This is a genomic window from Arthrobacter bambusae (assembly GCF_022606295.1).
Taxonomy (GTDB): domain Bacteria; phylum Actinomycetota; class Actinomycetes; order Actinomycetales; family Micrococcaceae; genus Arthrobacter; species Arthrobacter bambusae_A.
Genome location: NZ_JAHHZS010000032.1, coordinates 1 through 23,635, shown reverse-complemented (window position 1 = coordinate 23,635; position 23,635 = coordinate 1). Strand labels below are relative to the sequence as shown.

Sequence of the window (23,635 nt, the reverse complement as noted above, 5' to 3'; positions counted from 1 at the left end):
CGTCGGACGGCCGGTGTGGAAGAATTTCATTTCGCACCCCCATCCTTCCGACGCACAGATAGGAACCCCGTGCACGCACCGGCGCCCAAGCCGGGAACCCCGCCTGTCCCGGACGTCCGCTTGCGGCGATCATGGACGGGAAGGCTGCGCTCAGCGCAGCTCACGTTGGGCTTTGTCATCGTTTTCTGGGGATTGGGAGCCCTGACCTCAAGTCTTGCCACCGGACCGGACGCGCAGTGGCGGCTCAACGTCGCCCTGACCCCCCGCTCCTTGCCTGATCACTGGGAGGCCATCGTGGCTTCCGCCGCCTGGGCCAGGGATCTGACGGGCTATGTGCTGGATACTGCGTTGGTGCTGCTGCTGGGCGTGCCTTTGGAGCGGCGAATGGGGCGGCGAGCGTTCGCCATAGCTGCGGTCTCCAGCCAGATTCTTGGCGTCGGCATTGCCCTTGGATTCCTTGCTGTGGCCCAGGGCCTGCTCGGTAACTGGACCGAGGAGATAGGCAGTCACCTCTTCTTCGGTCCGAGTGCATTCATCATCGGTACGGCGATGGCGGGAACTGCGTCCGTGCCAACCCTGTGGAGGCGCCGCATCCGGCTGGTCGTCTCCGCCCTGCTCCTTCTCCTGGCCCTGTACAGCGGAGGCTTTGCGGATCTGGTCAGGCTCGGCGCCGCAGGTGCGGGCATGGCTCTCGGTCCATTCCTGATGGGCCGTCGGCCGCGGTTCGCGCGCCCGGTCAGTTCCCGGCACGAAGGCCGGGTGCTGCTCTCGCTGCTCATTGCCGCATCGGCGATCGGACCGGTGGTCGCCGGCCTGATCCCGCATGCCGTGGGACCGTTGTCCATCCTGCGTTTCCTGTTTACCAACATCCAACCTGTCGATCCCCAGACACTCCAGAGCCTCTGTTCGGATCCGGCGCAAGCGAAGGACTGTGCCGTCGCACAGCTGCAGTTGCGCGCCGGCGCCGGTGGGATCTTCATGGCCATCCTTCCGTCCTTCCTCCTGCTCCTGCTTGCGGAGGGCCTCCGCCGTGGACGGCGCTTTGCATGGGTGGGGACGCTCGTGATCCAGGTGGGCCTTTCCGTCCTGGCCGGAATTGCACTCGCCGGAGTCCTGCAGCCGTCTACTTCGGACACCGGTGCGAGCGAGGGGATCGTCGCAATCGAAGGTTCGGCCTCCTCGCAGCCATTCACCTTGGCACTCCCCCTCCTTTTGCCCCTTGCGTTGACCATCATCCTGCTCGCAACCCGGAAGCTGTTTCACGTCAAGGCGCCGAAGGGGACTTACAGACGCCTCGCCATCAGGGTTCTCGCGATGGCGGCCGTGCTCAGTGTTGTCTATGTGGGCGCCGGGCTCTTCCTTGCCCGGGAATTCTCCCCTGTTCCGGGGCTGCCGGACCTACTGGCGGATGTCCCTGACCGCTTCCTTCCGCTGGGCTTCGTCCTGGACGTGCCCCCGGCCATCTTCCCCCTGGGCACGGCCGCCGTTCTCGTGTACGAGGGCGTGGGGGTCGTCTTCTGGGCCGTCGCGGGTGTCCTGATCTTCAGGACTTTCCTCCACCAGTCCCACACCCGGCACGACGCCAGTACGGAGCGTGCCCGGAAGGTCATCAAGACGTGGGAGGGAAGCTCGCTGTCCTGGATGACCACCTGGCCGGGAAACATGTACTGGTTCTCAGCGTCCGGGCAGTCCTTTGTCGCCTACCGGGTCAGCACGGGGGTCGCCCTCACGCTCGGCGGCCCGGTGGGCCCCAAATCCGAGATGAAGGCCGTCTTCGACGAATTTGTCCTCTATTGCAGGGGCAATGGGTGGACGCCGTGTTTCTACTCCGTACCCCAGGAATTGCGCGACCACGCTGATGCCTCCGGTTGGAGCTCGGCACAAGTAGCCCAGGAAACGATCCTGCCTTTGCATTCGGTGTCCTTCAAGGGGAAGAAGTTCCAGGACATCCGCACGGCGTTGAACAATGCCTCGAAGGCGGGCATCCGCTACGAATGGACGCGTTACGCCTCGGCGCCGTTCTCCGTCCAGGTCCAGATCGAGGAAATCTCCGAAGAATGGGTGGCTGACAAGAACATGCCCGAAATGGGCTTCACCCTAGGCAGCCTCGACGAGCTCGACGACCCCGAAGTGCGTTGCCTGCTCGCAATCGACCAGCGCCACACCGTTCACGCCGTCACCTCCTGGTTGCCCGTTTACCGCAACGGGCACATCGTGGGCTGGACCCTGGATTTCATGCGACGACGCAGCGGCGGCTTCCGTGCCAGCATCGAATTCCTCATCGCTTCCGCGGCCCTCAGCCTCAAGGATGAAGGATGCGAATTCGTGAGCCTTTCCGGTGCGCCCTTGGCACGGGTCGAAGAGGATCCTTCCGAGATGCCACGCCCGAGGCTCCGATCCCGGCCTCCGGGCAACCTCGACCGCTTGCTCGACTGGTTGGGGGCGACTTTGGAACCGGTGTACGGGTTCAGGTCCCTCTTGGCGTTCAAGGCAAAGTTCCGGCCCCGGTACGAGCCCCTCTACATGCTCTACCCCGATGCCGCGTCCCTGCCTGCCGTTGGAACCGCCGTGGCGCGGGCCTACCTGCCAATGCTCAACCTCGGGGCCGGGCTTGCCTTGGCAGGCCGGATCTTCCGCTGGCCCAAGCGCGCCGGAACCTCAGCTCAAGGCCGCTCCTGAAGCCGGCTACGATTCATGCGACCCTGGCGACGTGTCCGACGGCGGGACCCCGCCGATCGGTACATTGCTGTGGTGCGCTTTGCCGTGGTGAAGTTGCAAGGCACTGAGCACCATGCCGAAATGGCTGAAGGCCTGGGGGACATTGCCAAGTTGCCGGCCCTCCTGGACGTCCCATTCTTCGCTCAACAGTCCCACATCATTGCGCAAGGCCAGAAGCCGCTCGAAGAGTGCCGTCGCCTCCGCGCGGCGCCCGGCCCCCAAAAGCGCGTCCACCATCCAGAAGGAACACGCAAGGAAGACTCCTTCCCTGCCCGGCAGCCCGTCGTCGCTGTCCTGCGGACGGTAGCGCAGCACAAAGCCGTCTTCCGTGAGCTCGCGCTGGATGGCGTCAATGGTGCCGATCACGCGTGGATCGTCGTGCGGCAGGAAGCCTACTTTGGGGATCAGGAGAAGGCTCGCGTCCAGTTCCTTGCTCCCATAGGACTGGACAAAGGTGTTGCGGTCCGCGTCGAATCCGTGGGTCATGACTTCGTCATGGATGGTGTCCCGCAAAGCCTCCCAGCGATCCAAGGGGCCGGGCATCCCCGATTCACGGATTCCGCGGACCATGCGGTCAGCTGCAACCCAGGCCATCACCTTGGAGTGCACGAAGTGCCGCCGCGGGCCGCGTACTTCCCAGAGCCCGTTGTCCGGCTGGTCCCAGGTGCTCTCAAGGTGGCGCATCAGGGCGGTCTGGATTGCCCAGGTCTCATCGCCGACGTTCATCAACGATGCGCGGGTCAGGGACAGGCAGTCGAGGACTTCTCCCCAGACGTCCAGCTGAAGCTGCTCCGCTGCCGCATTCCCGGTGCGCACCGGCGTCGACCCCTGGTACCCCGAAAGCCAGGTCAGCTCCGCCTCAGGCAACCTCCGGCGTCCGTGCAGGCTGTACATGATCTGGAGGTCGGCCGGGTCGCCTGCCACAGCACGCAGGAGCCAGTCCCGCCACGCGGCGGCCTCCTCGGTATAGCCCGCTGCGAGGAAGGCCTGGAGGGTCAACGTGGCGTCACGGAGCCAACAATAGCGGTAGTCCCAGTTCCGCGGGCCGCCGATCTGCTCGGGCAGCGAGGTGGTGGCGGCGGCAACAATGCCCCCGGTGGGCGCGTAGGTGAGGGCCTTCAACGTGATCAAGGAACGCAGTACGGCTTTCCGGTAAGGCCCCCGGACGGTGCAACGCTTGGACCAGTCCATCCAGAACGCCGCGGTGTCGTCGAGCGCGATATCTGCCTCGACCGTGCGTGGCCGCCGTTCGTGGCTCGGAGCCCAGGTCAGCACGAAGGGGATGTGGTCGCCGGCGTTCACCGTGAATTCGCTGACCGTCGTGAAGTCCTTGCCTTTCAACGGCGCCGGGGTCTTGAGGTAGACGGAGTCCGGACCGGCAACGGCGCGGAGGCCATGCCTGTCGCGGCGCACCCAAGGCACGACGTGCCCGTAGTCGAACCTCAGGATCAGCTCGCCGCGCATCTTGACCGTCCCGCGGATCCCTTCAACAACCCGCACGATGTCCGCGACGGCGTCGCGCGGGGGCATGAAGTCGATGACCCGGACGTGCCCCTCCTCGGTTTCCCAGTCTGTTTCCAGGATGAGGGTTCCGTCCCGGTACTGCCGGCGCGTGCAGATTCCCCCGGCCTCAGGCGCCAAAAGCCAGCGCCCTGCTTGCGGTGAATCCAGGAGCGCGGCGAAACACGCGGGCGAATCGAAACGTGGGAGGCACAGCCAGTCTATGGAGCCCGTCGTGCTGACCAGGGCCGCGGTGTGCAGGTCCCCGATCATCGCATAGTCTTCGATTCTCTGGCCGATAGGCGGTTGACCGTTCACAGTCCCTTTCCTAGTGCTGATTCAATGGCGGTTATGGCCTTGGCAGTGATCTCTTCCCGCTGGCCGGAACCTTCCACAGCGAGCACGATACCGCGCTCGGAGTACCGCTCCACCACGGCCTGCGTCTCGTTGCGGTAAAGCTCCAGCCGACGCCGGATCACCGGCGCTGTGTCATCGCTGCGGCCCCGCTCCTGCGCCCTGCGGAGCATTCGCGCCACGAGTTCGTCGTCGTCGACGGTTAGTTCGACGACGGCGTCAAGCTCCTGCCGGTTGCCGGCCAGGATGCCGTCCAAGGCATCGATTTGAGCCGTTGTGCGGGGGTATCCGTCCAGGAGGAACCCAGCCAGGACATCGGCGCCGCCAAGCCGCTGGCGGACCATGGCATTGGTGACGTGATCCGGCACGAACTCGCCGCTGTCCATGTACTTGCTCGCTTCGGCTCCGAGTTCCGTCCTGCCTCCAACGTGCGCGCGGAAGATGTCTCCGGTGGAAATGGCGGGTATACCGAAATGCCCGGCAATATGTTCGGCCTGGGTGCCCTTGCCCGAGCCGGGAGGGCCCATGATGATCAATCGCAAATGTCACCTGTCCGTTCGTGAAGCGGTTTCGCGTGCCCCGGCATTGTGGCTCGAGCTTAGCAACTGCGGAGCGCTCGCGGCAGGGCTTGACTCGCCCCTAGACCGTGGCGGGGTCGGTGTTGGCACCGCAAAGAATCACGGCCACGCGTTCCCCTTCGGCAGGAACATACGCTCCGGAGTTCACGGCCGCGAAAGCAGCTGCTGCGCCGTGTTCCACGACTATCCGGTACTGCTCCCAGAGCAGCGAGCGCGCCGCGGCGATGTCGTCGTCGGACACCAGGACCGTCCGGACGCCCGTGCGGACGGCCACGTCGAAACCGATCCGGCCGATCTGCCGGGCGCCGAGGGAATCCGCGGCGATCCCGGAGACGGCAACGTCGACAGGTGCGCCTGCGGCGAGGGCCGAATAGAGGGTGGGAGCATTGTCCGGTTCGACGCCGACAACCCGGGCGTGGCCTTCGACGGCGGCCGCGATTCCCGCCATGAGCCCGCCGCCGCCAACGGCCACCACCACGGTGTCGATGTCGCCCAGCTGGTCCAGGAGCTCCGAGCCCACGGTTCCGGCCCCCGCGGCGATTTCGGCTTGGTCGTAGGCATGGCAGTAGACCGCCCCGGTTTCCGTGGCGTAGTCGAGGGCGGCCTCAAATGCTTCGGCGTACTCGGTTCCGCGCTGGACCACCGTGGCTCCGCTGGCCTTGAGTTTCCTGACCTTCACGGCAGGGGCGGTTTCCGGGACAAAAACGGTTGCGGGCACACCGAGTTGGGCTGCGGCGTAGGCATTCGCCAACCCCGCGTTGCCGCCCGAGGCGACGACGATCCCGATTTCTTCCTTGAGCTCGCCGCGTTCCCGTGCGGCCAGCACACGGTTGAGCGCGCCCCTCGCCTTGAACGTCCCCGTGTGCTGCATGAACTCGCATTTGAACCACAATTGTCCGGCCACCGTCCCGGCATCCGCCTCGAAGACGGGTGTGCGGCGGATCCTCCCCGCAATCCGGGCAGCGGCTTCATCGACGTCGACGCGTGTGATCATGGGAGGTCCTCGTTCCGTGCGGTCCGATCGTGGGCAGGCGCTAGCCTCAGGCTATCGCCTACCGTGTGGGCTCACGCCGGTGGGGACTTAGAAGGACTCGACGTCGGCCGATCCGAGCTGCTGCCGGCGGGCCTGGCGGTTCCGCAACCAACGGCGGGCAAGGTCCACGGCGGCCCAGATTCCAGCGAGGGGAGACAGCACAACCACGCCGTAGATGAAGATCAGCCACGTCAGGATTGCCAAGGGCTGCTGGGCTCCGCTCAACCAGGACAACCCGCCGAGCAAGCCGATTGTCCAGAACAAAACCACGCCCAAGAGCACGGCTCCCGCCGGAAAATACTCGCTCCTCACTACAGCCATCAGCGTCTCCACCGGCTGCCACCTGCCTTCCATCACCGCGCCCGAATAACTTCAGTATGCATCCGCAAAAACGCCGGACACGGTCAGCGCGCGGGCGAAGTGACGAACATAACCACGAGGGCCGTGTCGCCACGGATTTCAGGGCCTATGTGAAGGGACGAATGGCGGCGTAATCTGTAAACACGCACGCTCGATAGCTGGAAAAATGGCTCCGAAGAACAGCCCGAAAAGTGGTTTGGCGCGGGTCCTGCGAAGGATCTTCGGATTCTTCGTGGTGAGTGCGCTGTGCGGCGTGCTGGCTGCCGGGCTCGTGGTCCCCGGCGTAGCGTCGGCCGGGATGGCCGTCAGCGGTTCGATCGAGTACTTCAACAACCTCCCGGGTGATCTGGTGGTCAACCCGCCGTCGCAGTCCACGAAAGTGCTCAGCGCGGACGGAAGGACGATCGCCACCTTCTATGCCGAGAACCGGGTTCGGGTCAGCCTGGACCAGATGTCGCCCTACATCAAGGAAGCGATTGTCGCCATCGAGGACAACCGCTTCTACGAGCACGGCGGCATTGACCCCCAAGGGATTCTCAGGGCATTGGCATCCAATTTCACCAAGGGCACCAACGAGGGTGCCTCGACCCTGACCCAGCAGTACGTGACCAACGTACTCAACGAGTCCCGTTTGGCGGCAGGCCAGACCGGGCAAGTGGTGCTCAGCGGTCAGAAAACCATTGGCGACAAGGTGCGCGAAATGAAACTCGCCGTCGAACTGGAGAAGAAATTCACTAAAGACCAGATCCTGGAGGGCTACCTCAATATCGTGTTCTTCAACCGGGACGCGTACGGCATCGAAGCCGCGGCGCAGCACTTCTTCAGCGTTTCCGCCAAGGACCTGAGTCTTCCGCAGGCCGCCCTGCTCGCCGGCCTCGTCAATAGCCCCAGCTACTTCGACCCCTCCGTCCATCCGGACAACGCCATCCAGCGCCGCAACCTGGTGCTGTCCGACATGCTCGCTCAGGGCAAGATCCAGCAGGCAGCGTATGCCGCCGCCGTCGTCACTCCCTTGAAGCTCACCATCACACCAGCGAAGCAAGGCTGCGCCGCCGCAAACATGGCCGCGTACTTTTGCGACTACATCTCCCACCTCATCCTCAACAACCCTGCGTACGGTGCCAGCGTCACGGACCGGGAACAGCTCCTGTACAGCGGCGGCTTGACGATCACCACCACGCTGGACAGCCGGCTCCAGGCAGTCGCCCAAACACAGGTCGATGCCACGGCAGGCGCGAACCCGGACAAATGGGGCGCCTCCTTGGTCACAGTGCAGCCCGGCACGGGCAAGATCCTGGCCATGGCGCAAAACACGGTATTTCTTCCCCAACCCAGAAAATTCGATACCCAACTCAACTTCAATGTCGATTCCAAAGACGCCAACGGCAATGATCTCAACGGAGCCGGAGGCTTCCAGCCGGGTTCCGCCATGAAGCCGTTCACTTTCACGGAGTGGCTCAACGAGGGCAAGTCCATGACCACGGTGGTGGACGCGTCGAGGAGGGTCTACCCACTAGGATTCCCTTGGAGGGACAGCTGCGGGCGGGTACTGGGCGGCTACAGCACGGCCCAGAGAATTGCCGGCCTGGGCACAGCTGACGATCTCCGCAACAACGACGAGGGCTACTACCGTCCCATGCCCGTCAACTATGGGCTCTACAACTCCATCAACACCGCAACCTTTGCCGAGGCGGCCCAACTGGACTTCTGCGGCATCCAGAAGGTGGTGGACGCGGTGGGCCTCCACAGTGGCGTGGACAACGCACCGGTCAACATGCACCAATTGGGCAATCTCCTCGGCGGCACCGAAATATCGCCGCTCGTGATGGCCGACGCCTTTGCCACTTTCGCCGACGACGGCACGTACTGCTCGCCGATCGCCATTGTGGGCATCACCGATCCCTCCGGCGGGAAGCTGCCCGCCCAAGCCGGTTCATGCCACCCCGCCATCAAGCCCGAGGTTGCCCGGGGCGTCAACTCGGCACTCCAGGACGTCTTGAAGCGGGGATCCGGCATTTACATTCAGCCGAAAGTCCAGGACATGTTCCCCACCGCGGCAAAAACGGGAACGAACAACAGCAACGGCTCCACGTGGGTGGTCGGATACACCACGGGGCTCGCCACGGCGTCCTTCTTCGGCGACACCATGGCAGGACAGAGCCGGGCCGGACAAAACGTCACGATCAACGGCAAGTTCTACACCGCCATCGACGGATACATGCTGGCGGGGCCGCAGTGGGCCAACTACATGACACAGGTCGCCGGGCTGTACCCGGCGGCTGCTTTCCCTGCGCCGCCCGCGTCCATGACGGGCACGCCCCCGCCGAGTCCTTCCCGGTGAGAATTCCGGTCGATGAGGGACACGACGGCCTGCACAACCCCGGGGGTTACGCGGATTTCCTGTGAGTTCCGGAAGAGTTCGGCTACCCGCAATTGAACCTGTCGTGAACGTTTCTGCCGTGCGGCCCAATTCGGGGGACGGAGGCCCTCCCCGCAACAAGAATCAATCGGGGACGCATTCTCGAACGATAAGAACGCAATAGCGAAGGGTCTTACTTCCATGAAGACAGCCAAGAAAAACAGGCTTGCCACAGCAGCGGTCCTGGGGGCCGTGCTGGTGGCCGGGTCCGCGGTGGCGCCGGCGATGGCCGACGACGCTTCACGCGGCGGCCAGGACGTCCAGGGCCAGCAGGCATCAGACGGCAGCAAGGGCCAGGGCGGCCAGGGCGAAACGGCGAAGCACGTCCTGCTGCTTTCGGTGGACGGCCTTCACCAGAAGGACCTGGATCTCTACGTGAAGAACCACCCGACGTCGGCGCTCGCGTCGCTGGTCAACCACGGCACCAGCTACACGCACGCCCAGACTCCCGTGCCCTCGGATTCCTTCCCCGGCATGGTCGGCCAGCTGACCGGCGGCAATCCCGGGACCACCGGCGTCTACTATGACGACACCTTCAACCGGGCACTCCTGCCGGCAGGCACTACGGATTGCAAGAACACCGCGCCCGGCGCCGAGGTGGCCTTCACCGAAGCGGCGGACAAGGACCAGAACGCCCTCGACGCCGGCCAGGGCCTGCCCGGGCTTCCGGGCAGCATCCTGAACATGACCGGACAGCCCGGTTCGCTCCTGGACCCCGCAGCCCTCCCGGTTGACCCGGCGACGTGCAAGCCGGTCTACCCGCACCAGTACTTGAAGGTGAACACGGTCTTCGAAGTGGCGAAGAGCGCTGGCCTGACCACCGCATGGTCGGATAAGCACCCGGCCTATGAAATCCTGAACGGCCCTTCCGGGAAGGGCCTGGATGACCTCTTCACCCCGGAAATCAACAGCAAGGCCGCCGCTCCGTTTACTGGCGACTGGACGCAGGACAACGCCGCTACCCAGCAGTACGACGGCTACAAGGTCCAGGCCGTGCTGAACGAGATCGACGGCAAGGACCACTCCGGCACCAAGACAGCCGGAGTACCGGGCATCTTCGGGATGAACTTCCAGGCCGTCTCGACGGCACAGAAGCTCCCGACGTCGGACGGCCTCACCGGAGGTTACCTTCAGGGCGGCACCGTCCCCGGGCCGCTTTTGAGCAAAGCCCTGGACTTCGTCAACGCTTCCGTGGGCAAGTTCGAGTCCGAGCTGGCCGCTTCCGGTCACGCCAAGGACACCACGGTGATGCTTTCGGCCAAGCACGGACAGTCGCCGATGGACTCTTCGACGCTGACCAGGGTTCCTGACAGCGCAATCATCGATGGCCTGAACGCGGCATGGAAGTCGGCGCACCCCGGCTCGGCAGACCTCGTGGCCTTCTCCACCGACGACGACATCATGCAGCTGTGGCTTTCGGACCACTCGCAGGCGGCAGCCAAGTTCGCCAAGGACTACCTGGCAGCGCACTCGGCCGCCGGCAACGACGTCAACGGTGCCGCCAAGACCGTGACAACCTCGGGGTTGAGCAAGGTCTACGCGGGCAGTGAGGTTGCAAACTACTTCGGCACCAAAACCAGCGACGCACGCTACCCGGACATCCTGGGCATCGCCCAGACCGGCGTGGTGTACACGGGCGGCAAGGCCAAGATCGCTGAACACGGCGGAGCCAGCGCGGACGACCGCGATGTGCCCCTCGTGATCTCAGGCGGCAACGACCAACACGCCCGGACCGTGACCACCGCCGTTGAGACGACGCAGATTGCGCCGACCATCCTGAAGACGCTTGGCCTGGATCCGAACAAGCTGCAGGCCGTGCAGATCGAGGGGACCAAGGCACTCCCCCAGCGCTGATCCAGCGCACTTCGAACACTGGAGGGGCCCCGCGGCCGGACGGCCGCGGGGCCCCTCCCTTGTGATCTTCGAACCCGTGGCCGCACGAAATGAACCGTTCGGCTGGCGAAGCTGCATTGGGCGCCACGCGACGTCTGCTTACAATCAAACGTCAGCAACTACTGAGGGAACCATGAAGAAAATCACCACAGCCCTGCTCGCGGCCGGGCTCGTCCTCTCCGCATCGGCTTGCTCCGCACCGCAGCAGCTGAGCACCGCGGACACCTGCAGCCGGGTCAAGACCGTCATCTCGAACCCCACGAACACCACGGACAAAACGGGAACCATCCGGGTAGCCAACCAGCTCCGCCCGATCGAAACCGTGTCCTCGGATGAGCTGAAGCCCACCCTGAAGACGATCGTGGACTACCTTGACGAGTCCTCGAAGGACAGCCCGGATACCGCGAAGCTCAACGCGCTGAAGAACGATTACCAGAACGCGGGCACCAACTACAGCAAGTACTGCGGCGGCTAAAGCCAGCTTGCATTCCGGACCCGAGGACTGGCCATGGCTGCCCAGTCCTCGGGTGCATTGCGTCGGTATGGCGTGCGCTGTGTCGGCTTCATCCTGCCTGTGAACGGACGCTGACCGCATGGATGGTTCGAACCCGCGGGACGTTTTCCGGATTCCCGGCTACCTGGCTTTCTGGTCGGCCTACACAGTGTCGGGTTTTGGAACCTACATCACCACTTTGGCCCTGCAGGTCCTGGTGCTGGATTCGCTCCGAGGAACAGCAACCGACGTCGGTCTGCTGAACGCTGCCCGGTGGCTCCCCTATCTCTTCTTCGGATTGCTCGCAGGTGCCCTCGTCGACCGACGGCCGCGGAAGCCCGTGCTCGTGGGAACAGACCTTGCGCGGGGCATCCTCCTGCTGGCCATTCCTGTTCTCTACGCCGTGGGACGGCTGAACCTCGTTGTCCTCATCGTCTTCGTAGCTTTCTTCGGCGTGTTCTCCCTCTTCGGCGACGCGGCATCCCAGTCGTTCCTCCCTCGGATCGTGGGCAGGCGGGACTTGCTGGCTGCACACGCGAGGGCCGACCAAAGCGATGCCGTCGCCCAGACTTCCGGCCCGCTGGTTGCCGGCGGCTTGGTCACGCTCCTGGGGGCTCCCTTCGCTGTCCTCGCCGACGCCGTGTCCTATCTCTTTTCCGCGCTGGCGATCTCCCGGGTGCGTGTTGTGGAGCCCCGGGAAGTATCCGGCTCATCCCTGCGAGGCCTCCGCGCGGAGATCGCCGAGGGACTCCGCTGGGTCTACCGGCACCGCGTTCTTGCGCCAATGGCCGTCGGATCCCACGTCTGGTTCCTCGCCAACAGCATGCTCGGAACAGTCTTCGTATCCTTCGTCTTGCTCGAATTGAGGTTGTCGCCTTTCGAGCTTGGCATCACGCTGGCGGCCGCCGGCGTCGCGGGGCTGCTCGGGAGCAGCTTCTCGACCAGGTTCGGGATGCGATGGGGTGCCGGGCGTGCGGTGATCATTTGCAATTTCCTCATGTCGGTCGGCTGGGCGATCATCGCCGTCGTGCCTACCGGCAACGGACAGAAGTGGCTCGTGATTCTCTTGCTGGCCGCGGGGCAGGCCGTCTACGGACTGGCCCTGGGACTGAGCAACGCGAACGAGATGGGTTACCGGCAAGCGGTAACACCGGACCATCTGCAAGGACGCATGAACACCACAATTCGGTCCGCGAACCGCGCGATGATCGTGGTCGGCGCACCGGCCGGCGGACTCCTCGCGGTATCAATCGGATACCAGCCGACGTTGTGGATCGGAATTGCGGGATTCGCGGCGGCGGCGTTGCTCCTTGCGGCCTCTCCGTTCCGCTCTGCGCGGCACGGCGACGCTGTCCAGGGCAGACGCCAGTAAGGGCTGGAGCTTCGCGACCCGCAGCCCGGCCGCCGTTACAGCGCGGTGTGCTTCCCGAACGGATGGTGGCCCGTGGCCGGCTGTCCGTGGCTCCCCAGCCATTCGGACAGGGCCTCGCGCAAGATCTCGCTGGGCGTGAGGCTAAGCGTTTGTGAAGCCGACTCCAGGGCGCGGTCCAGTTCTCCGGGAATCTGGAAGTCCAAGGGCGAGGGACGGCGGTCTTCCTGCGATTCGGAAGGCACGCCATCGCCGCGCAACAGCTTGCCGACGGCTGGCTTCATGTCATCTTCAGTCCACGCCGAAAGGCGCTCGAAATGACTCACATCTCGTGTCATGATTTTCCCTCCCATCAATCAAGCATCCTCCGTTGTCGGGCCGCCGTCACCCTCTGCGAGTAATTACTCTCTAACCATCGCGAATTGCGTCGGGCGCGCGGCGAGGCCACGGGTTCATGTCCCGTTTTGGCGGCCCTGTTGGCTGGTCCCGGCGGAGGTCGACCGGGCCCGTTCGAAGACCCAGGAGTCGCAGAACGGACCCGGCGCTCACGCTTAAGGGTGAGACCGCGACGGACATCGATCAGCGCAGGGCTGGTGCCGTCAGAGTGATCTTAGGGCTTGGGCGGATTCCGGTCTAGGGAATCGAAGGACCGGGGTTGTAAAACCTTGACCGCTCTTTCCCTGCAGGAGGCCTAGTGGGAGGATGCCTATAGGTGCGGACCAGCTACGAGAAGGACGGGAAACGGCATGTCGACCCAGGAATCCGTGGAAACAGAGCGCAAGTACGACGCCGACTTGGAAACGCCCCTTCCCGCGTTCGAGGACATCACCGGCGTCGAACAGGTCGCAGATCCTGCGGATCATCAACTCGAGGCCGTCTACTTCGATACAGAAGGCCTGGTCCTTGCCAAGCACCGGATCACCTTGCGGCGCCGCTCCGGAGGCATCGATTCAGGCTGGCATTTGAAACTGCCGGCAGACCGGGACAACCGCGTGGAGATCCAGGCGCCGCTGGGGCAGCCTGAGATCGTCCCGGAGGAGCTGGCGGAGCGTCTCATCGTCTTCACCCGCGGCGAGGAGCTCAGGCCCGTGGCCAGGATCCATACCCGCCGCACTTTGCACCGGCTACACGGAAGCGACGACGTCACGCTGGCCGATTTCATGGATGACCACGTGACCGCAGAGACCTTGCACCCGAGGCAACTGGAGAGGCGCTGGCGGGAATGGGAAATCGAGCTGGTCCACGGCGACGAATCCCTGTTCGAGAGCGCGGAGAGTGTCTTGTCAGAGGCCGGCGCAACCCCCTCCGGGCATGCGTCCAAGCTTGCGCGTGCCTTTGGCACGGCCTGGCCGGCAGCCGTGCCGGCGCCGCCGAAAGCACGTCGGAAGGGTTCTGCGGGCGACGCAATAGTTGCCTACATCGCCGCGCAGATCGCTGAAATCACCGAACTGGATTCCGGAGTCCGGCAAGGCGTCGACGACGCTGTTCACCGCATGCGCTCGGCCACCCGCAGGCTCCGCTCGACGTTGTCCGCTTACGGCAAGCTCTTCGACGCCGATGCCGTGGATCAGCTCAAGGCCGAACTCAAATGGCTGAGCAAGGTCCTGGGCAAGGCACGGGATGCCGAGGTGTTGCGGGACCGGATCGGGGAATTGATGAATGAACAACCCGACGGCTCGGTGTCCGCTCCAGCTGCCAGCAGGATCAATGACGAACTCGAGGCCGCCTTCAACTCCGGGTATCGCGAGATGCTCCGCTCCTTGGGAACGAAACGCTATTTCCGGCTCCTGGAGTCACTCGAGGAATTCCGCGACGAGCCTCCCGCGAAACCTCGTGCGGGGAAGAAGGCCCGTCCCGTCACGGCCAAGCTGGCCGGGAAAGCGGTCAAGCGGTTGCGCCGGTCCCAGAAGGCAGCGGCCGGGCAAACCGGCGTCGAAGGCGACAGGGCATTGCATCAGGTCCGTAAAGACGCAAAACGGCTGCGCCATGCAGCCGAAGCGCTGCGGGACGTCCACAGGAAACCCGCTGTGAAACTGGCCCGCAACGCCCAGAAGATCCAGAAGATCCTAGGAGAGCACCAGGACAGCGTTGTCAGCCGCTCGGTGCTGCTCCGGCTCGCGAGCGATACCGGCGGATCGGTGGAGGACAACTCGCCATACCGCCCCTTGCTCGCTGCCGAAGAGCAGCGAGCAGCGGATTCCGGGGCACGTTATGAAAAGCTCGCCAAGAAGAAGCGCCTACATCCCCTGTGATGAACGTAACGGTGAGGGAGATGGCTAAGCGGCACGTGGATTGGATCTCAGAGGCTCAGCCTTCGCACTCTACGCAGTACGCGTGACCGTTCTTTTCACGGGCAATCTGGGAGCGGTGACGGACGAGGAAACAGGAGTAGCACGTGAACTCGTCTTCCTTCTGGGGAACGACCGCAATGATGAGTTCCTCGGCCACGAATTCGCCGCCTGGTACCTCGTTGCCTTCAAAAGCATCGGCCTCGTCAAGCTCCCGTACAACGCTGCGGGCATCCGGAGCATTGGCAGACTGCAGGGCCTGAAGTGACGTGCTTTGGGATTCCGCGACGTCGGAGCGGAGTTCGTCGTAATCGGTTGCCACCTGGGGTTATCTCTTCTCTTGTATATTTGCTGGCGAATGTGCAACATACACCATGCGGCTGCTATTCCCCACAATGTGGCAAAAATCGTGCCCTATTCGTCACGTCCGTTCCAGGCGGCTTAACGCGGCCCGATAGCCGGCTCAGGGCCTGGATCGGCCGTCAGGTCCGCCGCCCCTCCACGCTCGCGGCCGACGTCGCGGTGGAGCTCCCTGTCCAGCCCGTGGCCGTTGGCGAGCTGGACGAGCAAGTCGCCAAGTTGCGTGACCTGCTCCGTTGTCAGCGGGGCCAGGATCTCTGCTTCATGCTGTTCCGCGATTCCGCGCAGTTCCCGCAGCACGCGCTTGCCGGCGTCGGTGAGATGGAGTTCATAGTTCCGCCGGTCCGTGCTGCTGCGGACCCTCTCCACGAGGCCGCGTTCCTGAAGCGAGTCGATGAGTGAGACCACCCGGCTGGGGACGGCACCGAGCCGGTCCGCAAGCCGGCGCTGGCTCAATCCCGGAGCGCGACCGAGCAGGCGGATGACACCGGCGTCGCTGGGCGTGAGCCCGATCTCCCGGGTGCGGTCGGCAAAGCGGGAGGAGGCCACGGCCCCTAGCTGCGACAAAAGAAAAGCAGTCCGTTTCGGCCGGCCCGGCGTGGCTAAGTCCATGGATTCAGGATACATGCTTGACAGAATAATTCTAGAGGTGAACTATTTTAGTAGTGATGCAATTACGAGATATCGGCCAGCACTAGAAAGGTCCAGCCATGAGTAGTCGTTCTATTCCCGATGAAGGCGGCCGTCCAGCTCGGTCGGGCGGCCCGCACCCCGGCGTTCTAGCCCTCGTCAGCCTGGGCATTTTCCTCGCCAGCCTCATCACGTCCGCAATACTGACGGGAGGCCAGACCTTCGTCTCGCCCTTTGCCCAGGCGGAGCATGTGGCCGCATTCTTCCAGCAAAACGTCGCCGCGACGCGAGTCGGCGGAATGCTCCAATTCGGCTCCGCAGTGCCATTGGGAATCTACGCGGCTACCATCTACGCCCGGCAGCTCCGGCTCGGGGTTCGTGTTCCCGGACCGGCCATCAGCTTCTTTGGCGGCGTCAGCTCAGCGCTCTTCCTGATGTTGTCAGGTTCCGTGACGTGGCTGTTGAGCCGGCCCGAAATCACCGCGGATGTGACGCTCACCCACGCACTCGCATTCCTCGCGTTCATCACCGGCGGCGTCGGCTTCGTCGTCGGAATCGGCCTTCTCATGGCGGGCGTGGCCGTCCCCGCCTTGATCCTGGGCTTCATGCCACGTTGGCTGGCTTGGACCGGCCTGGTCATTGCCGCACTGTCAGAGTTGAGCTTCCTGTCCATGGCGATCGAGCCCCTTCAGTTCCTGTTGCCGATCGGACGCTTCGGCGGCCTGCTCTGGTTGGTTGCCGCCGGCTTCCTGCTCCCGCGCACCCGGGCAGCAGCGAACCAAGAACCCCGGGCGCATGCGTCCGGGGCAAGCCAAATGCACCGCGCAAGCCGGACAACGCCATGACGACGGCGGATCCCATCCGGCCGCTGTCCGGCAAGGTCGCGCTAGTCACCGGAGCGAGCCGCGGAATCGGTGCGGAGGTCGCAGCTGTGCTGGCTGGCGCCGGCGCCGACGTTGTCCTTGCCTCTCGTGACGACGCCCGCCTCTCCCAACAGCTTGCCGCCATTACTTCGGGCGGCGGGAATGCGGTGGCTATGACCGTGGATGTGGGCGACGAGGACTCGGTGAAAGCCCTCATGGCCCGGATCCGGGATCGCTTCGGCCGGCTGGACGTCGCGGTCAACAATGCCGCAGGCGGCGGTCGAATCCCGGCACCCCTGGCCGAGTGGGCGAGCGCGGAGTTCGACAGTGCAATCTCAGTCAACCTTCGGGGAGCGTTCCTCTGCCTGAAATACGAAATCGAGCTCATGCTGGCAAGCGGGAACAGCGGGGCGATCGTGAACATGTCCTCCACAGCAGGCGAACAAGGCGTCGCCGGCATGAGCGGCTATGTGGCGAGCAAGTTCGGCGTCGGCGGCCTGACACGGGTTGCTGCCCTCGACTACGCATCGCACGGGATCAGGGTCAACGCCATTGCTCCGGGCCCCATCCTCACCGAGCGGCTTGCAGAGGCGGGCCAGGCCGCCCAGGATCGCGTCGCCGCCGCTGTGCCGCTGGGCCGGATCGGCTCCACGACCGATGTTGCTGCGGCGGCCCTCTGGCTCTGCTCGGACCAGTCCTCGTTCGTCACCGGAACCGTTCTCGCCGTCGACGGCGGCCGGCTGGCAGGAACGCCAGCGTTCAACACCAGCAGAAGCCACTGAGGCCCGACCTACCCCGATCCTTTCCAGATCCGGCGCCACCACGGCCTCTTGCCCGCAAGTTCCTGGTTCACGGATTCCCGGGCCGCGATTGCCTCGGCAGCCGCCGCCCGGCGCTCGCGCCAGCGTTCCAGCTCGACGCCGACGTCGCGGGTTTTCGTGATCACCGGCGGGCCGCCCTGGAGCTGGCGCCGCGCGTCGATGACCCGGGCGTTGAAGTCCTCCACCAGATCGCGCACCTGCTTTTCCGAGTAAAGCGCATCGAGCTTTGCATCCAGTTCGGCATCCTCGGTCCGGAGGAGAATGGCCTTCGGGCCAAGGCCACTGAGATGCTCGCGCTGAATGAGGCCTTTGACCCACCAATCGGGATCGTAGCGCTCCCCCAGCCCGGGGATCGGTTTGCCTGCGTACTTCAGGTTGTCGAACTTCCCTTGTGCCATGGCGTCGCGGATCAGGTATTCAACCCGCGCGGCGTCATCCACCTTCTTGCGCTTCTGCCGCTCTTCTTCTTCGGCGGCTTCCAGTTCGGCTTCTTCTTCGGCCGTCATGCCGGTCGCGCGGACGTTCCGCAGCTCCATGGCTCGCTCCAGCCGGCGCTTGAATGCACTGCTTTCGCCGTTCACGGATAATCACCGCCTTCGCTTGCGGAAATCTTGAATCTGCGTCCTAGTATTCCGCAAACCCTCGGGGCTGAGTATCTACCCTGAGGCCACTCAAATCGGGACCATCCAGTGGACATCAAAGCAGAGAACATTACAGTGACAATCGACGGCAAGGACGTCTTCAAAAGACGAAGAGTCCACGCGACACCCGGGGCATCCCTGGCGTTTGTTGGACCCAGTGGGTGCGGAAAGACGGGCGGGTGCTCGTAGAGGGCCAGGAAGCCACGAGCTGGGATGACCGCCGTCGCCGCCGGTTCTGGCAGCAGCACGCCGCATTTGTCTTCCAAGACAACGGCCTCATCGATGAGGAATCGGTCGAGTGCAACGTCCGTCTCTCCCAAATGTCATTGTTCGGCGTCAGGACGCGCCTGAAAGCCAGCATTGAAAGTGCACTCGAGCGGGTGGGCCTCACCGGACGGGGCAGCTAGAAGGTCGCGACCCTGAGCGGTGGGAAGAAGCAGCGCGCGGTGCCGCCGTCATCATAGCCACGCACGACGAGTCACTCGTCAAGGCTTGCGACATTTCGGTACGACTTGGTCCTCCGGTCGAACCGCTCCCCTCCCGCTAGCTCTGTTCACGCCCAGCGCACCTCACTAACCTGACTGGTAACGGCTAGTTCAGGAAGAGGGTCACCATGGACGAACAGGGCATTCTCCACCGCATCCAATCACTCGTGGAGGAGGAACGGGAGCTCCGGGAGAAAGCTGAGGCTGCCCCGCCGGGTCCTGCGCACGCCCCGGACCGCGCAAGGCTGGAGCGTATTGAACAGGACCTGGATCAGTGCTGGGATCTGCTGCGGCAACGACGGGCCAAGAGACAGTACGGGGAGAACCCGAACGAGGCGAAGCCACGGCCCCCGAAGCAGGTGGAAGGCTACACCGGCTGAGCCGCCCTACAGCGCCGACCACGGCACGGGTCAGGCGCATGAGCACGGTGACGTTGATTCACGGGGCAGCCAGGGGCAACGACGATATGCCCCGGCCGCTTTCCTTCGCGACGCGCAGGGCCGTGGCCTGGCCGTTGGTGGCGTTCCATTCACATAATGACACTCAGTCTCATTATGTAAGAGTGGATACTGGAGAGATGCCCTCAGACCATACGAAGCCCGTCATCGGGCGCTCCACCGGACGCCCGGCGACGATTGATCCGGACGCCGTGGCCGGCGTCGCGCTCCGGCTTTTTGCCGAGAACGGCTACGAGCGGACATCAATGGAGGACATCGCACGCGAGGCCGGAATCGGGCGGAAGAGCCTCTACCGCTACTTCCCCAGTAAGGCCGACCTCGTCTGGGGCGGCATGGAACCGGTGGTGGAAGCCTCGGGCCGAGCGCTGGAGAACGCCCGCACAGCGGAGCCGTCCGACGGCGGCATCCTCGCCGGGCTGGCGGCGGCCGCCGTCGCCGGGGTTTCGGCGCTCCCGGACCTTACCGTGACGCGCGGGCGCCTGCGCCTGATCGCAGAACACCCGGAGCTGGCGAGCAGGAGCTACGACGCCCTGGCCCCACAACGGGACCGGGCACGGCTATACCTCGTTTCGCAGGGCGTCAGCGAAAGCGCGGCAGGCTATCTGTGCGCCGCGTATCTCGGGGCGACGTTCGAAGCGTGGATGCAGTGGGCCGTGGGGACGGAGCCGGATCTGGTGCCGTATTTGCTTGAGGCCATGGCCGTGCTGCGTGTTCCGACCGCCGGACCCGGCGGATAACTTATGCCTGGGAGGGTAAATGACAATTCGAAGCGCGGGCATTCTGTTATACCGGCGGAATTCCGCGGCGGAGTTGGAATTCTGGATAGCCCACATGGGCGGGCCCTTCTGGGCCCACAAGGCTGCACGTTCCTGGTCGATCCCCAAAGGCGAATACCTCGAAGACGAGGATCCGCTCGTCGCCGCCAAGCGTGAATTCGCCGAGGAGATGGGCACTCCCCCGCCCGACGTCGACTATCACCAGCTGGGCATCTTCCGGCAACCGTCGGGCAAGCTCGTGGCGGCCTTCACCGCGGAGTCGGATTTTGAACCGGAGAGGATCGTGAGCAACACCTTCGAGCTGGAATGGCCACGCGGATCTGGCGTCGTTCGGAGCTATCCGGAGATTGACGACGCCATCTGGGCCACGGAGGCCGTTGCCCGCACCAAACTGGTAGGCGGGCAGGTGCCGATCCTCGACGCGTTGATCCTGCACCTGGGGAGTGGTGGCTGAGCCCTGCCCGGACCGGTCAGGAATGGAGAAGCGCCGCTTTCGGGCCGCGCCTAGAATGGCGGTCATGGACAACCGTCCTCGCCAGCTTCGTCCCCTAATGACTCCAGGAGTGATCATGAGCGACTCTTCCACCGAGGGAATCAAGACCGTGCTGCATCCCGTATCCGACCTCGCCGCGGCCAAGGCGGTGTACACGGCGTTGCTCGGGACACCGCCGCAGGCCGACGGACCGTATTACGTCGGCTTCGACGTCGCGGGCCAGCACATCGGGCTCGTTCCGGGAGGTGGCCCGCAGGCCATGACCTCGCCCGTCGCCTACTGGCACGTCTCGGACATCGAGGCAAAGCTGGCAGAGGTGACCGCCGCCGGCGCTACCCTGAAGGACGCACCCCGCGACGTCGGAGGAGGCCGCTTGGTGGCCACCGTCACCGATCCGGACGGCAACGTCCTCGGGCTGCTTCAGGATCCTCAATAGCCCACCGGACTTGCCGACGAAGACCGAAGACGACCCCCGCGTACCAGATGGAGACACGATGAGCACGGCCACGAGCACCGACACCCAGTCGCCTGAGCTGCATACTGCCGACACCCACGATCTGATTCGCGTGCAGGGCGCGCGGGAGAACAACCTCAAGGACATCAGCATCGAGCTGCCGAAGCGTCGGTTGACGGTGTTCACGGGCGTCTCCGGCTCGGGCAAGAGTTCACTCGTGTTCGCCACGATCGCCGCGGAGTCGCAGCGCATGATCAACGAGACGTACAGCACCTTCGTGCAAGGGTTCATGCCGACCATGTCGCGGCCGGATGTGGACCTGCTCGAAGGACTCACCACGGCGATCATCGTCGACCAGGAGCGGATGGGCGCGAACACCCGTTCCACCGTCGGTACCGCCACCGATGCGAACACCATGCTGCGCATGCTCTTCAGCCGACTTGGCCAGCCGCACATCGGATCGCCCCAGGCGTTCTCGTTCAACGTCGCCTCGGTTTCCGGCGCGGGCGCGGTCACCTTCGAGCGCGGCGGTACGACGACGAAGGAGCGGCGGAGTTTCAGCATCACCGGCGGCATGTGTCCGCGCTGCGAAGGTCGGGGCTCGGTCACCGACTTCGACCTCACCGCACTGTACGACGCCAGCAAGTCGCTCTCGGAAGGCGCCCTCACGATTCCCGGCTACAGCATGGACGGCTGGTTCGGCCGCATCTTCAGCGGCTCCGGGTTCTTCGACATGGACAAGCCGATCAGCAAGTACACGAAGAAGGAACTCCACGACCTCCTCCATAAGGAGCCCACCAAGATCAAGGTCGAGGGAATCAACCTCACCTACGAAGGCCTGATCCCGAAGATCCAGAAGACCATGCTCTCCAAGGACCCGGAGGGAATGCAGCCGCACATCCGCGCCTTCGTGGAGCGGGCGATCACCTTCACCACGTGTCCCGAATGCGATGGCACCCGACTCACCGAAGCCGCCCGCTCGTCCAAGATCAAGGGAATCAGCATTGCCGACGCATGCTCGATGCAGATCAGCGACCTTGCCGAATGGGCGCGCGGCCTCGACGAACCCTCAGTGGCACCGCTGCTCAAAGGGCTGCGGCACCTCCTCGACTCGTTCGCGGAGATCGGTCTTGGCTATCTCTCACTCGATCGGCCGGCCGGCACACTGTCCGGCGGTGAAGCGCAGCGCACCAAGATGATCCGGCACCTGGGCTCCTCGCTCACCGACGTCACCTACGTCTTTGACGAGCCCACCATCGGCTTGCACCCGCACGACATCCAGCGCATGAACAAACTCCTGCTGCAGCTGCGGGACAAGGGCAATACCGTGCTCGTCGTGGAGCACAAACCGGAGGCGATCGCGATCGCCGATCACGTCGTCGACCTCGGTCCCGGCGCTGGCACCGCCGGCGGCGAAGTGGTCTTCGAAGGTACCCTCGAAGGGCTGCGGTCCAGCGGCACCCTGACCGGGCGCCACCTGGAGGATCGCTCAACCCTCAAGCAAGCGGTGCGGACAGCCGCCGGTGCAGTGGAGATCCGCGGGGCCACCCAGAACAACCTGCGCGACGTCGACATCGACATTCCGCTGGGGGTCCTGGTTGTGGTCACGGGCGTCGCAGGTTCAGGGAAGAGTTCGCTGATCCATGGCTCGTTGTCCAAGCGGGACGGCGTCGTTTCCATTGATCAAGGGGCGATCAAGGGCTCGCGGCGGAGCAATCCAGCGACGTACACGGGACTGCTCGAGCCCATCCGCAAGGCGTTCGCGAAGGCCAATGGAGTGAAGCCTGCGCTGTTCAGCGCGAATTCCGAGGGGGCATGCCCCACCTGCAACGGCGCGGGCGTTATCTACACGGATCTCGGGTTCATGGACACCGTCGCCACTCCGTGCGAGGAATGCGAAGGCAAGAGGTTCCAGGCATCGGTGCTGGAGTACCGCCTCGGCGGCCGCAACATCGCTGAAGTGTTGGCGATGTCGGTGAAAGAGGCGGAGGAGTTCTTCTCTGCCGGCGAATCAAGGATCCCGGCAGCCCACGCGATCCTCCAGCGCCTGGCCGACGTCGGACTCGGATACCTCAGCCTCGGCCAGCCTCTCACCACCTTTTCCGGCGGCGAGCGGCAGCGGATCAAGCTGGCCACCCACATGGGCGAAAAGGGCGGCGTGCTCGTCCTCGACGAGCCCACCTCGGGCTTGCACCTCGCCGACGTCGAACAGCTGCTTGGCTTGCTCGACCGGCTCGTGGACTCCGGGAAGTCGGTCATCGTCATCGAGCACCACCAAGCGGTCATGGCGCATGCCGACTGGATCATCGACCTCGGCCCGGGAGCAGGTCACGACGGCGGACGGATCATTTTCGAGGGCACGCCTGCCGATCTCGTCGCAGCCCGCTCCACCCTCACCGGCGAGCACCTGGCGGCTTACGTCGGACAATGAACTATCGGGACGGCTGTCCCGGAGCGCTGAAGCTGCGGGTGATTCCGCCCAGGGTGGCGGTGGCGAGGGTCGAGAGGTAGTCGTGCCGGCGTCGGGCGGTAATCCGCGATTGGGGCTCGAAGGATTGCCCGGGATCGTCCGCGTAATGCGCGGACAGCCCGTCGCGCATGAGCCGGATGCCCTCGGCGCGCTGCTGGGAGACCGCGGCATGCGTGGAA

The 23,635-nt window shown here is 64.5% G+C and carries 22 protein-coding genes and 1 pseudogene; 14 read left to right on the top strand and 9 right to left on the bottom strand.

Annotated elements, in window-relative coordinates; all coding sequences use genetic code 11:
• Positions 1-69: 69 nt before the first annotated feature.
• Positions 70-2,679 carry a bifunctional lysylphosphatidylglycerol flippase/synthetase MprF gene (locus tag KNN17_RS18045; RefSeq protein WP_241710295.1) on the top strand — a complete coding sequence of 870 codons (2,610 nt, stop codon included), beginning with the start codon at positions 70-72 and terminating at the stop codon, positions 2,677-2,679.
• Between the two features lie 6 nt (positions 2,680-2,685).
• Here the strand turns inward: KNN17_RS18045 and KNN17_RS18040 are convergent, their stop codons facing one another.
• The 4 genes from KNN17_RS18040 to KNN17_RS18025 form a co-directional block, all read right to left on the bottom strand.
• On the bottom strand, positions 2,686-4,491 hold the full coding sequence (locus KNN17_RS18040) for a glycoside hydrolase family 15 protein (RefSeq protein WP_241710310.1): 1,806 nt from the start codon (positions 4,489-4,491) through the stop codon (positions 2,686-2,688).
• Positions 4,492-4,532: 41 nt separating this feature from the next.
• Positions 4,533-5,108 carry an adenylate kinase gene (locus KNN17_RS18035; RefSeq protein WP_241710294.1) on the bottom strand — a complete coding sequence of 192 codons (576 nt, stop codon included), beginning with the start codon at positions 5,106-5,108 and terminating at the stop codon, positions 4,533-4,535.
• Between the two features lie 103 nt (positions 5,109-5,211).
• Entirely contained in the window at positions 5,212-6,144 is a 933-nt protein-coding gene (locus KNN17_RS18030; RefSeq protein ID WP_241710293.1) for a threonine/serine dehydratase, read from the bottom strand.
• 87 nt (positions 6,145-6,231) lie between these two features.
• Positions 6,232-6,504: a hypothetical protein gene (locus KNN17_RS18025; protein WP_241710292.1), complete on the bottom strand. Its 273-nt coding sequence runs from the start codon at positions 6,502-6,504 to the stop codon at positions 6,232-6,234.
• 205 nt (positions 6,505-6,709) lie between these two features.
• Here KNN17_RS18025 and KNN17_RS18020 point away from each other — a divergent pair, with 205 nt between their 5' ends.
• The 4 genes from KNN17_RS18020 (at position 6,710) to KNN17_RS18005 (ending at position 12,720) form a co-directional block, all read left to right on the top strand.
• A complete protein-coding gene (locus KNN17_RS18020; protein WP_241710291.1) occupies positions 6,710-8,884 on the top strand; it encodes a transglycosylase domain-containing protein in 2,175 nt (724 codons plus the stop codon).
• A gap of 219 nt (positions 8,885-9,103) precedes the next feature.
• Positions 9,104-10,816 (top strand): alkaline phosphatase family protein, encoded by a 1,713-nt coding sequence (locus KNN17_RS18015; protein WP_241710290.1) that lies wholly within the window; start codon positions 9,104-9,106, stop codon positions 10,814-10,816.
• Positions 10,817-10,988: 172 nt separating this feature from the next.
• Positions 10,989-11,330 carry a hypothetical protein gene (locus KNN17_RS18010; RefSeq protein WP_241710289.1) on the top strand — a complete coding sequence of 114 codons (342 nt, stop codon included), beginning with the start codon at positions 10,989-10,991 and terminating at the stop codon, positions 11,328-11,330.
• Between the two features lie 118 nt (positions 11,331-11,448).
• Positions 11,449-12,720, top strand: coding sequence for an MFS transporter (locus tag KNN17_RS18005; protein WP_241710288.1), 1,272 nt, complete (start codon positions 11,449-11,451; stop codon positions 12,718-12,720).
• Positions 12,721-12,755: 35 nt separating this feature from the next.
• Here the strand turns inward: KNN17_RS18005 and KNN17_RS18000 are convergent, their stop codons facing one another.
• On the bottom strand, positions 12,756-13,055 hold the full coding sequence (locus KNN17_RS18000) for a hypothetical protein (RefSeq protein WP_139359653.1): 300 nt from the start codon (positions 13,053-13,055) through the stop codon (positions 12,756-12,758).
• A gap of 408 nt (positions 13,056-13,463) precedes the next feature.
• Here KNN17_RS18000 and KNN17_RS17995 point away from each other — a divergent pair, with 408 nt between their 5' ends.
• Positions 13,464-14,969: a CYTH and CHAD domain-containing protein gene (locus KNN17_RS17995; protein ID WP_241710287.1), complete on the top strand. Its 1,506-nt coding sequence runs from the start codon at positions 13,464-13,466 to the stop codon at positions 14,967-14,969.
• A gap of 55 nt (positions 14,970-15,024) precedes the next feature.
• On the opposite strand, the gene KNN17_RS17990 is transcribed toward KNN17_RS17995, so the two are convergent.
• Positions 15,025-15,327, bottom strand: a complete 303-nt coding sequence (locus tag KNN17_RS17990; RefSeq protein WP_059389433.1) for a DUF4193 domain-containing protein — start codon at positions 15,325-15,327, stop codon at positions 15,025-15,027.
• Positions 15,328-15,446: 119 nt separating this feature from the next.
• The gene (locus KNN17_RS17985; protein ID WP_241710286.1) at positions 15,447-15,977 is read right to left on the bottom strand and encodes a MarR family winged helix-turn-helix transcriptional regulator; all 531 of its coding nucleotides are present in this window, start codon (positions 15,975-15,977) and stop codon (positions 15,447-15,449) included.
• A 98-nt stretch (positions 15,978-16,075) separates the two neighbouring features.
• On the opposite strand from KNN17_RS17985, the gene KNN17_RS17980 reads away from it, so the two are divergent.
• Complete coding sequence (locus KNN17_RS17980) at positions 16,076-16,840, top strand: hypothetical protein (RefSeq protein ID WP_241710285.1); 765 nt, start codon at positions 16,076-16,078, stop codon at positions 16,838-16,840.
• Positions 16,837-17,640: an SDR family NAD(P)-dependent oxidoreductase gene (locus KNN17_RS17975; RefSeq protein WP_241710284.1), complete on the top strand. Its 804-nt coding sequence runs from the start codon at positions 16,837-16,839 to the stop codon at positions 17,638-17,640. Before KNN17_RS17980 ends, KNN17_RS17975 begins: the two co-directional genes overlap by 4 nt.
• A gap of 8 nt (positions 17,641-17,648) precedes the next feature.
• On the opposite strand, the gene KNN17_RS17970 is transcribed toward KNN17_RS17975, so the two are convergent.
• Complete coding sequence (locus tag KNN17_RS17970) at positions 17,649-18,260, bottom strand: J-domain-containing protein (RefSeq protein ID WP_241710283.1); 612 nt, start codon at positions 18,258-18,260, stop codon at positions 17,649-17,651.
• 221 nt (positions 18,261-18,481) lie between these two features.
• Here KNN17_RS17970 and KNN17_RS17965 point away from each other — a divergent pair, with 221 nt between their 5' ends.
• The 6 genes from KNN17_RS17965 (at position 18,482) to KNN17_RS17940 (ending at position 23,417) form a co-directional block, all read left to right on the top strand.
• Complete coding sequence (locus KNN17_RS17965; RefSeq protein WP_241710282.1) at positions 18,482-18,727, top strand: hypothetical protein; 246 nt, start codon at positions 18,482-18,484, stop codon at positions 18,725-18,727.
• Positions 18,728-18,933: 206 nt separating this feature from the next.
• Positions 18,934-19,185, top strand: a complete 252-nt coding sequence (locus tag KNN17_RS17960) for a DUF2630 family protein (protein ID WP_234753344.1) — start codon at positions 18,934-18,936, stop codon at positions 19,183-19,185.
• A gap of 197 nt (positions 19,186-19,382) precedes the next feature.
• Positions 19,383-20,000, top strand: a complete 618-nt coding sequence (locus tag KNN17_RS17955) for a TetR family transcriptional regulator (protein WP_241710281.1) — start codon at positions 19,383-19,385, stop codon at positions 19,998-20,000.
• Between the two features lie 19 nt (positions 20,001-20,019).
• On the top strand, positions 20,020-20,493 hold the full coding sequence (locus KNN17_RS17950) for an NUDIX domain-containing protein (RefSeq protein WP_241710280.1): 474 nt from the start codon (positions 20,020-20,022) through the stop codon (positions 20,491-20,493).
• A gap of 115 nt (positions 20,494-20,608) precedes the next feature.
• A complete protein-coding gene (locus KNN17_RS17945) occupies positions 20,609-20,968 on the top strand; it encodes a VOC family protein (RefSeq protein ID WP_241710279.1) in 360 nt (119 codons plus the stop codon).
• Positions 20,969-21,026: 58 nt separating this feature from the next.
• Positions 21,027-23,417 (top strand): ATP-binding cassette domain-containing protein, encoded by a 2,391-nt coding sequence (locus KNN17_RS17940; protein ID WP_241710278.1) that lies wholly within the window; start codon positions 21,027-21,029, stop codon positions 23,415-23,417.
• Between the two features lies 1 nt (position 23,418).
• Here the strand turns inward: KNN17_RS17940 and KNN17_RS17935 are convergent.
• A pseudogene (locus tag KNN17_RS17935) lies at positions 23,419-23,635 on the bottom strand (sigma-70 family RNA polymerase sigma factor); the annotation flags it as partial.

What these genes read in the sequence shown, in the direction of transcription:
- KNN17_RS17945 (WP_241710279.1), top strand. Translation starts at nt 20,609, where the DNA reads ATGAGCGACTCTTCCACCGAGGGAATCAAGACCGTGCTGCATCCCGTA.
- KNN17_RS18040 (WP_241710310.1), bottom strand. Translation starts at nt 4,491, where the DNA reads ATGATCGGGGACCTGCACACCGCGGCCCTGGTCAGCACGACGGGCTCC.
- KNN17_RS18020 (WP_241710291.1), top strand. Translation starts at nt 6,710, where the DNA reads ATGGCTCCGAAGAACAGCCCGAAAAGTGGTTTGGCGCGGGTCCTGCGA.
- KNN17_RS18000 (WP_139359653.1), bottom strand. Translation starts at nt 13,055, where the DNA reads ATGACACGAGATGTGAGTCATTTCGAGCGCCTTTCGGCGTGGACTGAA.
- KNN17_RS17975 (WP_241710284.1), top strand. Translation starts at nt 16,837, where the DNA reads ATGACGACGGCGGATCCCATCCGGCCGCTGTCCGGCAAGGTCGCGCTA.
- KNN17_RS17940 (WP_241710278.1), top strand. Translation starts at nt 21,027, where the DNA reads ATGAGCACGGCCACGAGCACCGACACCCAGTCGCCTGAGCTGCATACT.
- KNN17_RS17955 (WP_241710281.1), top strand. Translation starts at nt 19,383, where the DNA reads ATGCCCTCAGACCATACGAAGCCCGTCATCGGGCGCTCCACCGGACGC.
- KNN17_RS18010 (WP_241710289.1), top strand. Translation starts at nt 10,989, where the DNA reads ATGAAGAAAATCACCACAGCCCTGCTCGCGGCCGGGCTCGTCCTCTCC.
- KNN17_RS18030 (WP_241710293.1), bottom strand. Translation starts at nt 6,144, where the DNA reads ATGATCACACGCGTCGACGTCGATGAAGCCGCTGCCCGGATTGCGGGG.
- KNN17_RS18005 (WP_241710288.1), top strand. Translation starts at nt 11,449, where the DNA reads ATGGATGGTTCGAACCCGCGGGACGTTTTCCGGATTCCCGGCTACCTG.
- KNN17_RS17950 (WP_241710280.1), top strand. Translation starts at nt 20,020, where the DNA reads ATGACAATTCGAAGCGCGGGCATTCTGTTATACCGGCGGAATTCCGCG.
- KNN17_RS17995 (WP_241710287.1), top strand. Translation starts at nt 13,464, where the DNA reads ATGTCGACCCAGGAATCCGTGGAAACAGAGCGCAAGTACGACGCCGAC.
- KNN17_RS17985 (WP_241710286.1), bottom strand. Translation starts at nt 15,977, where the DNA reads ATGGACTTAGCCACGCCGGGCCGGCCGAAACGGACTGCTTTTCTTTTG.
- KNN17_RS17960 (WP_234753344.1), top strand. Translation starts at nt 18,934, where the DNA reads ATGGACGAACAGGGCATTCTCCACCGCATCCAATCACTCGTGGAGGAG.
- KNN17_RS17980 (WP_241710285.1), top strand. Translation starts at nt 16,076, where the DNA reads ATGAGTAGTCGTTCTATTCCCGATGAAGGCGGCCGTCCAGCTCGGTCG.
- KNN17_RS18015 (WP_241710290.1), top strand. Translation starts at nt 9,104, where the DNA reads ATGAAGACAGCCAAGAAAAACAGGCTTGCCACAGCAGCGGTCCTGGGG.
- KNN17_RS18025 (WP_241710292.1), bottom strand. Translation starts at nt 6,504, where the DNA reads ATGGCTGTAGTGAGGAGCGAGTATTTTCCGGCGGGAGCCGTGCTCTTG.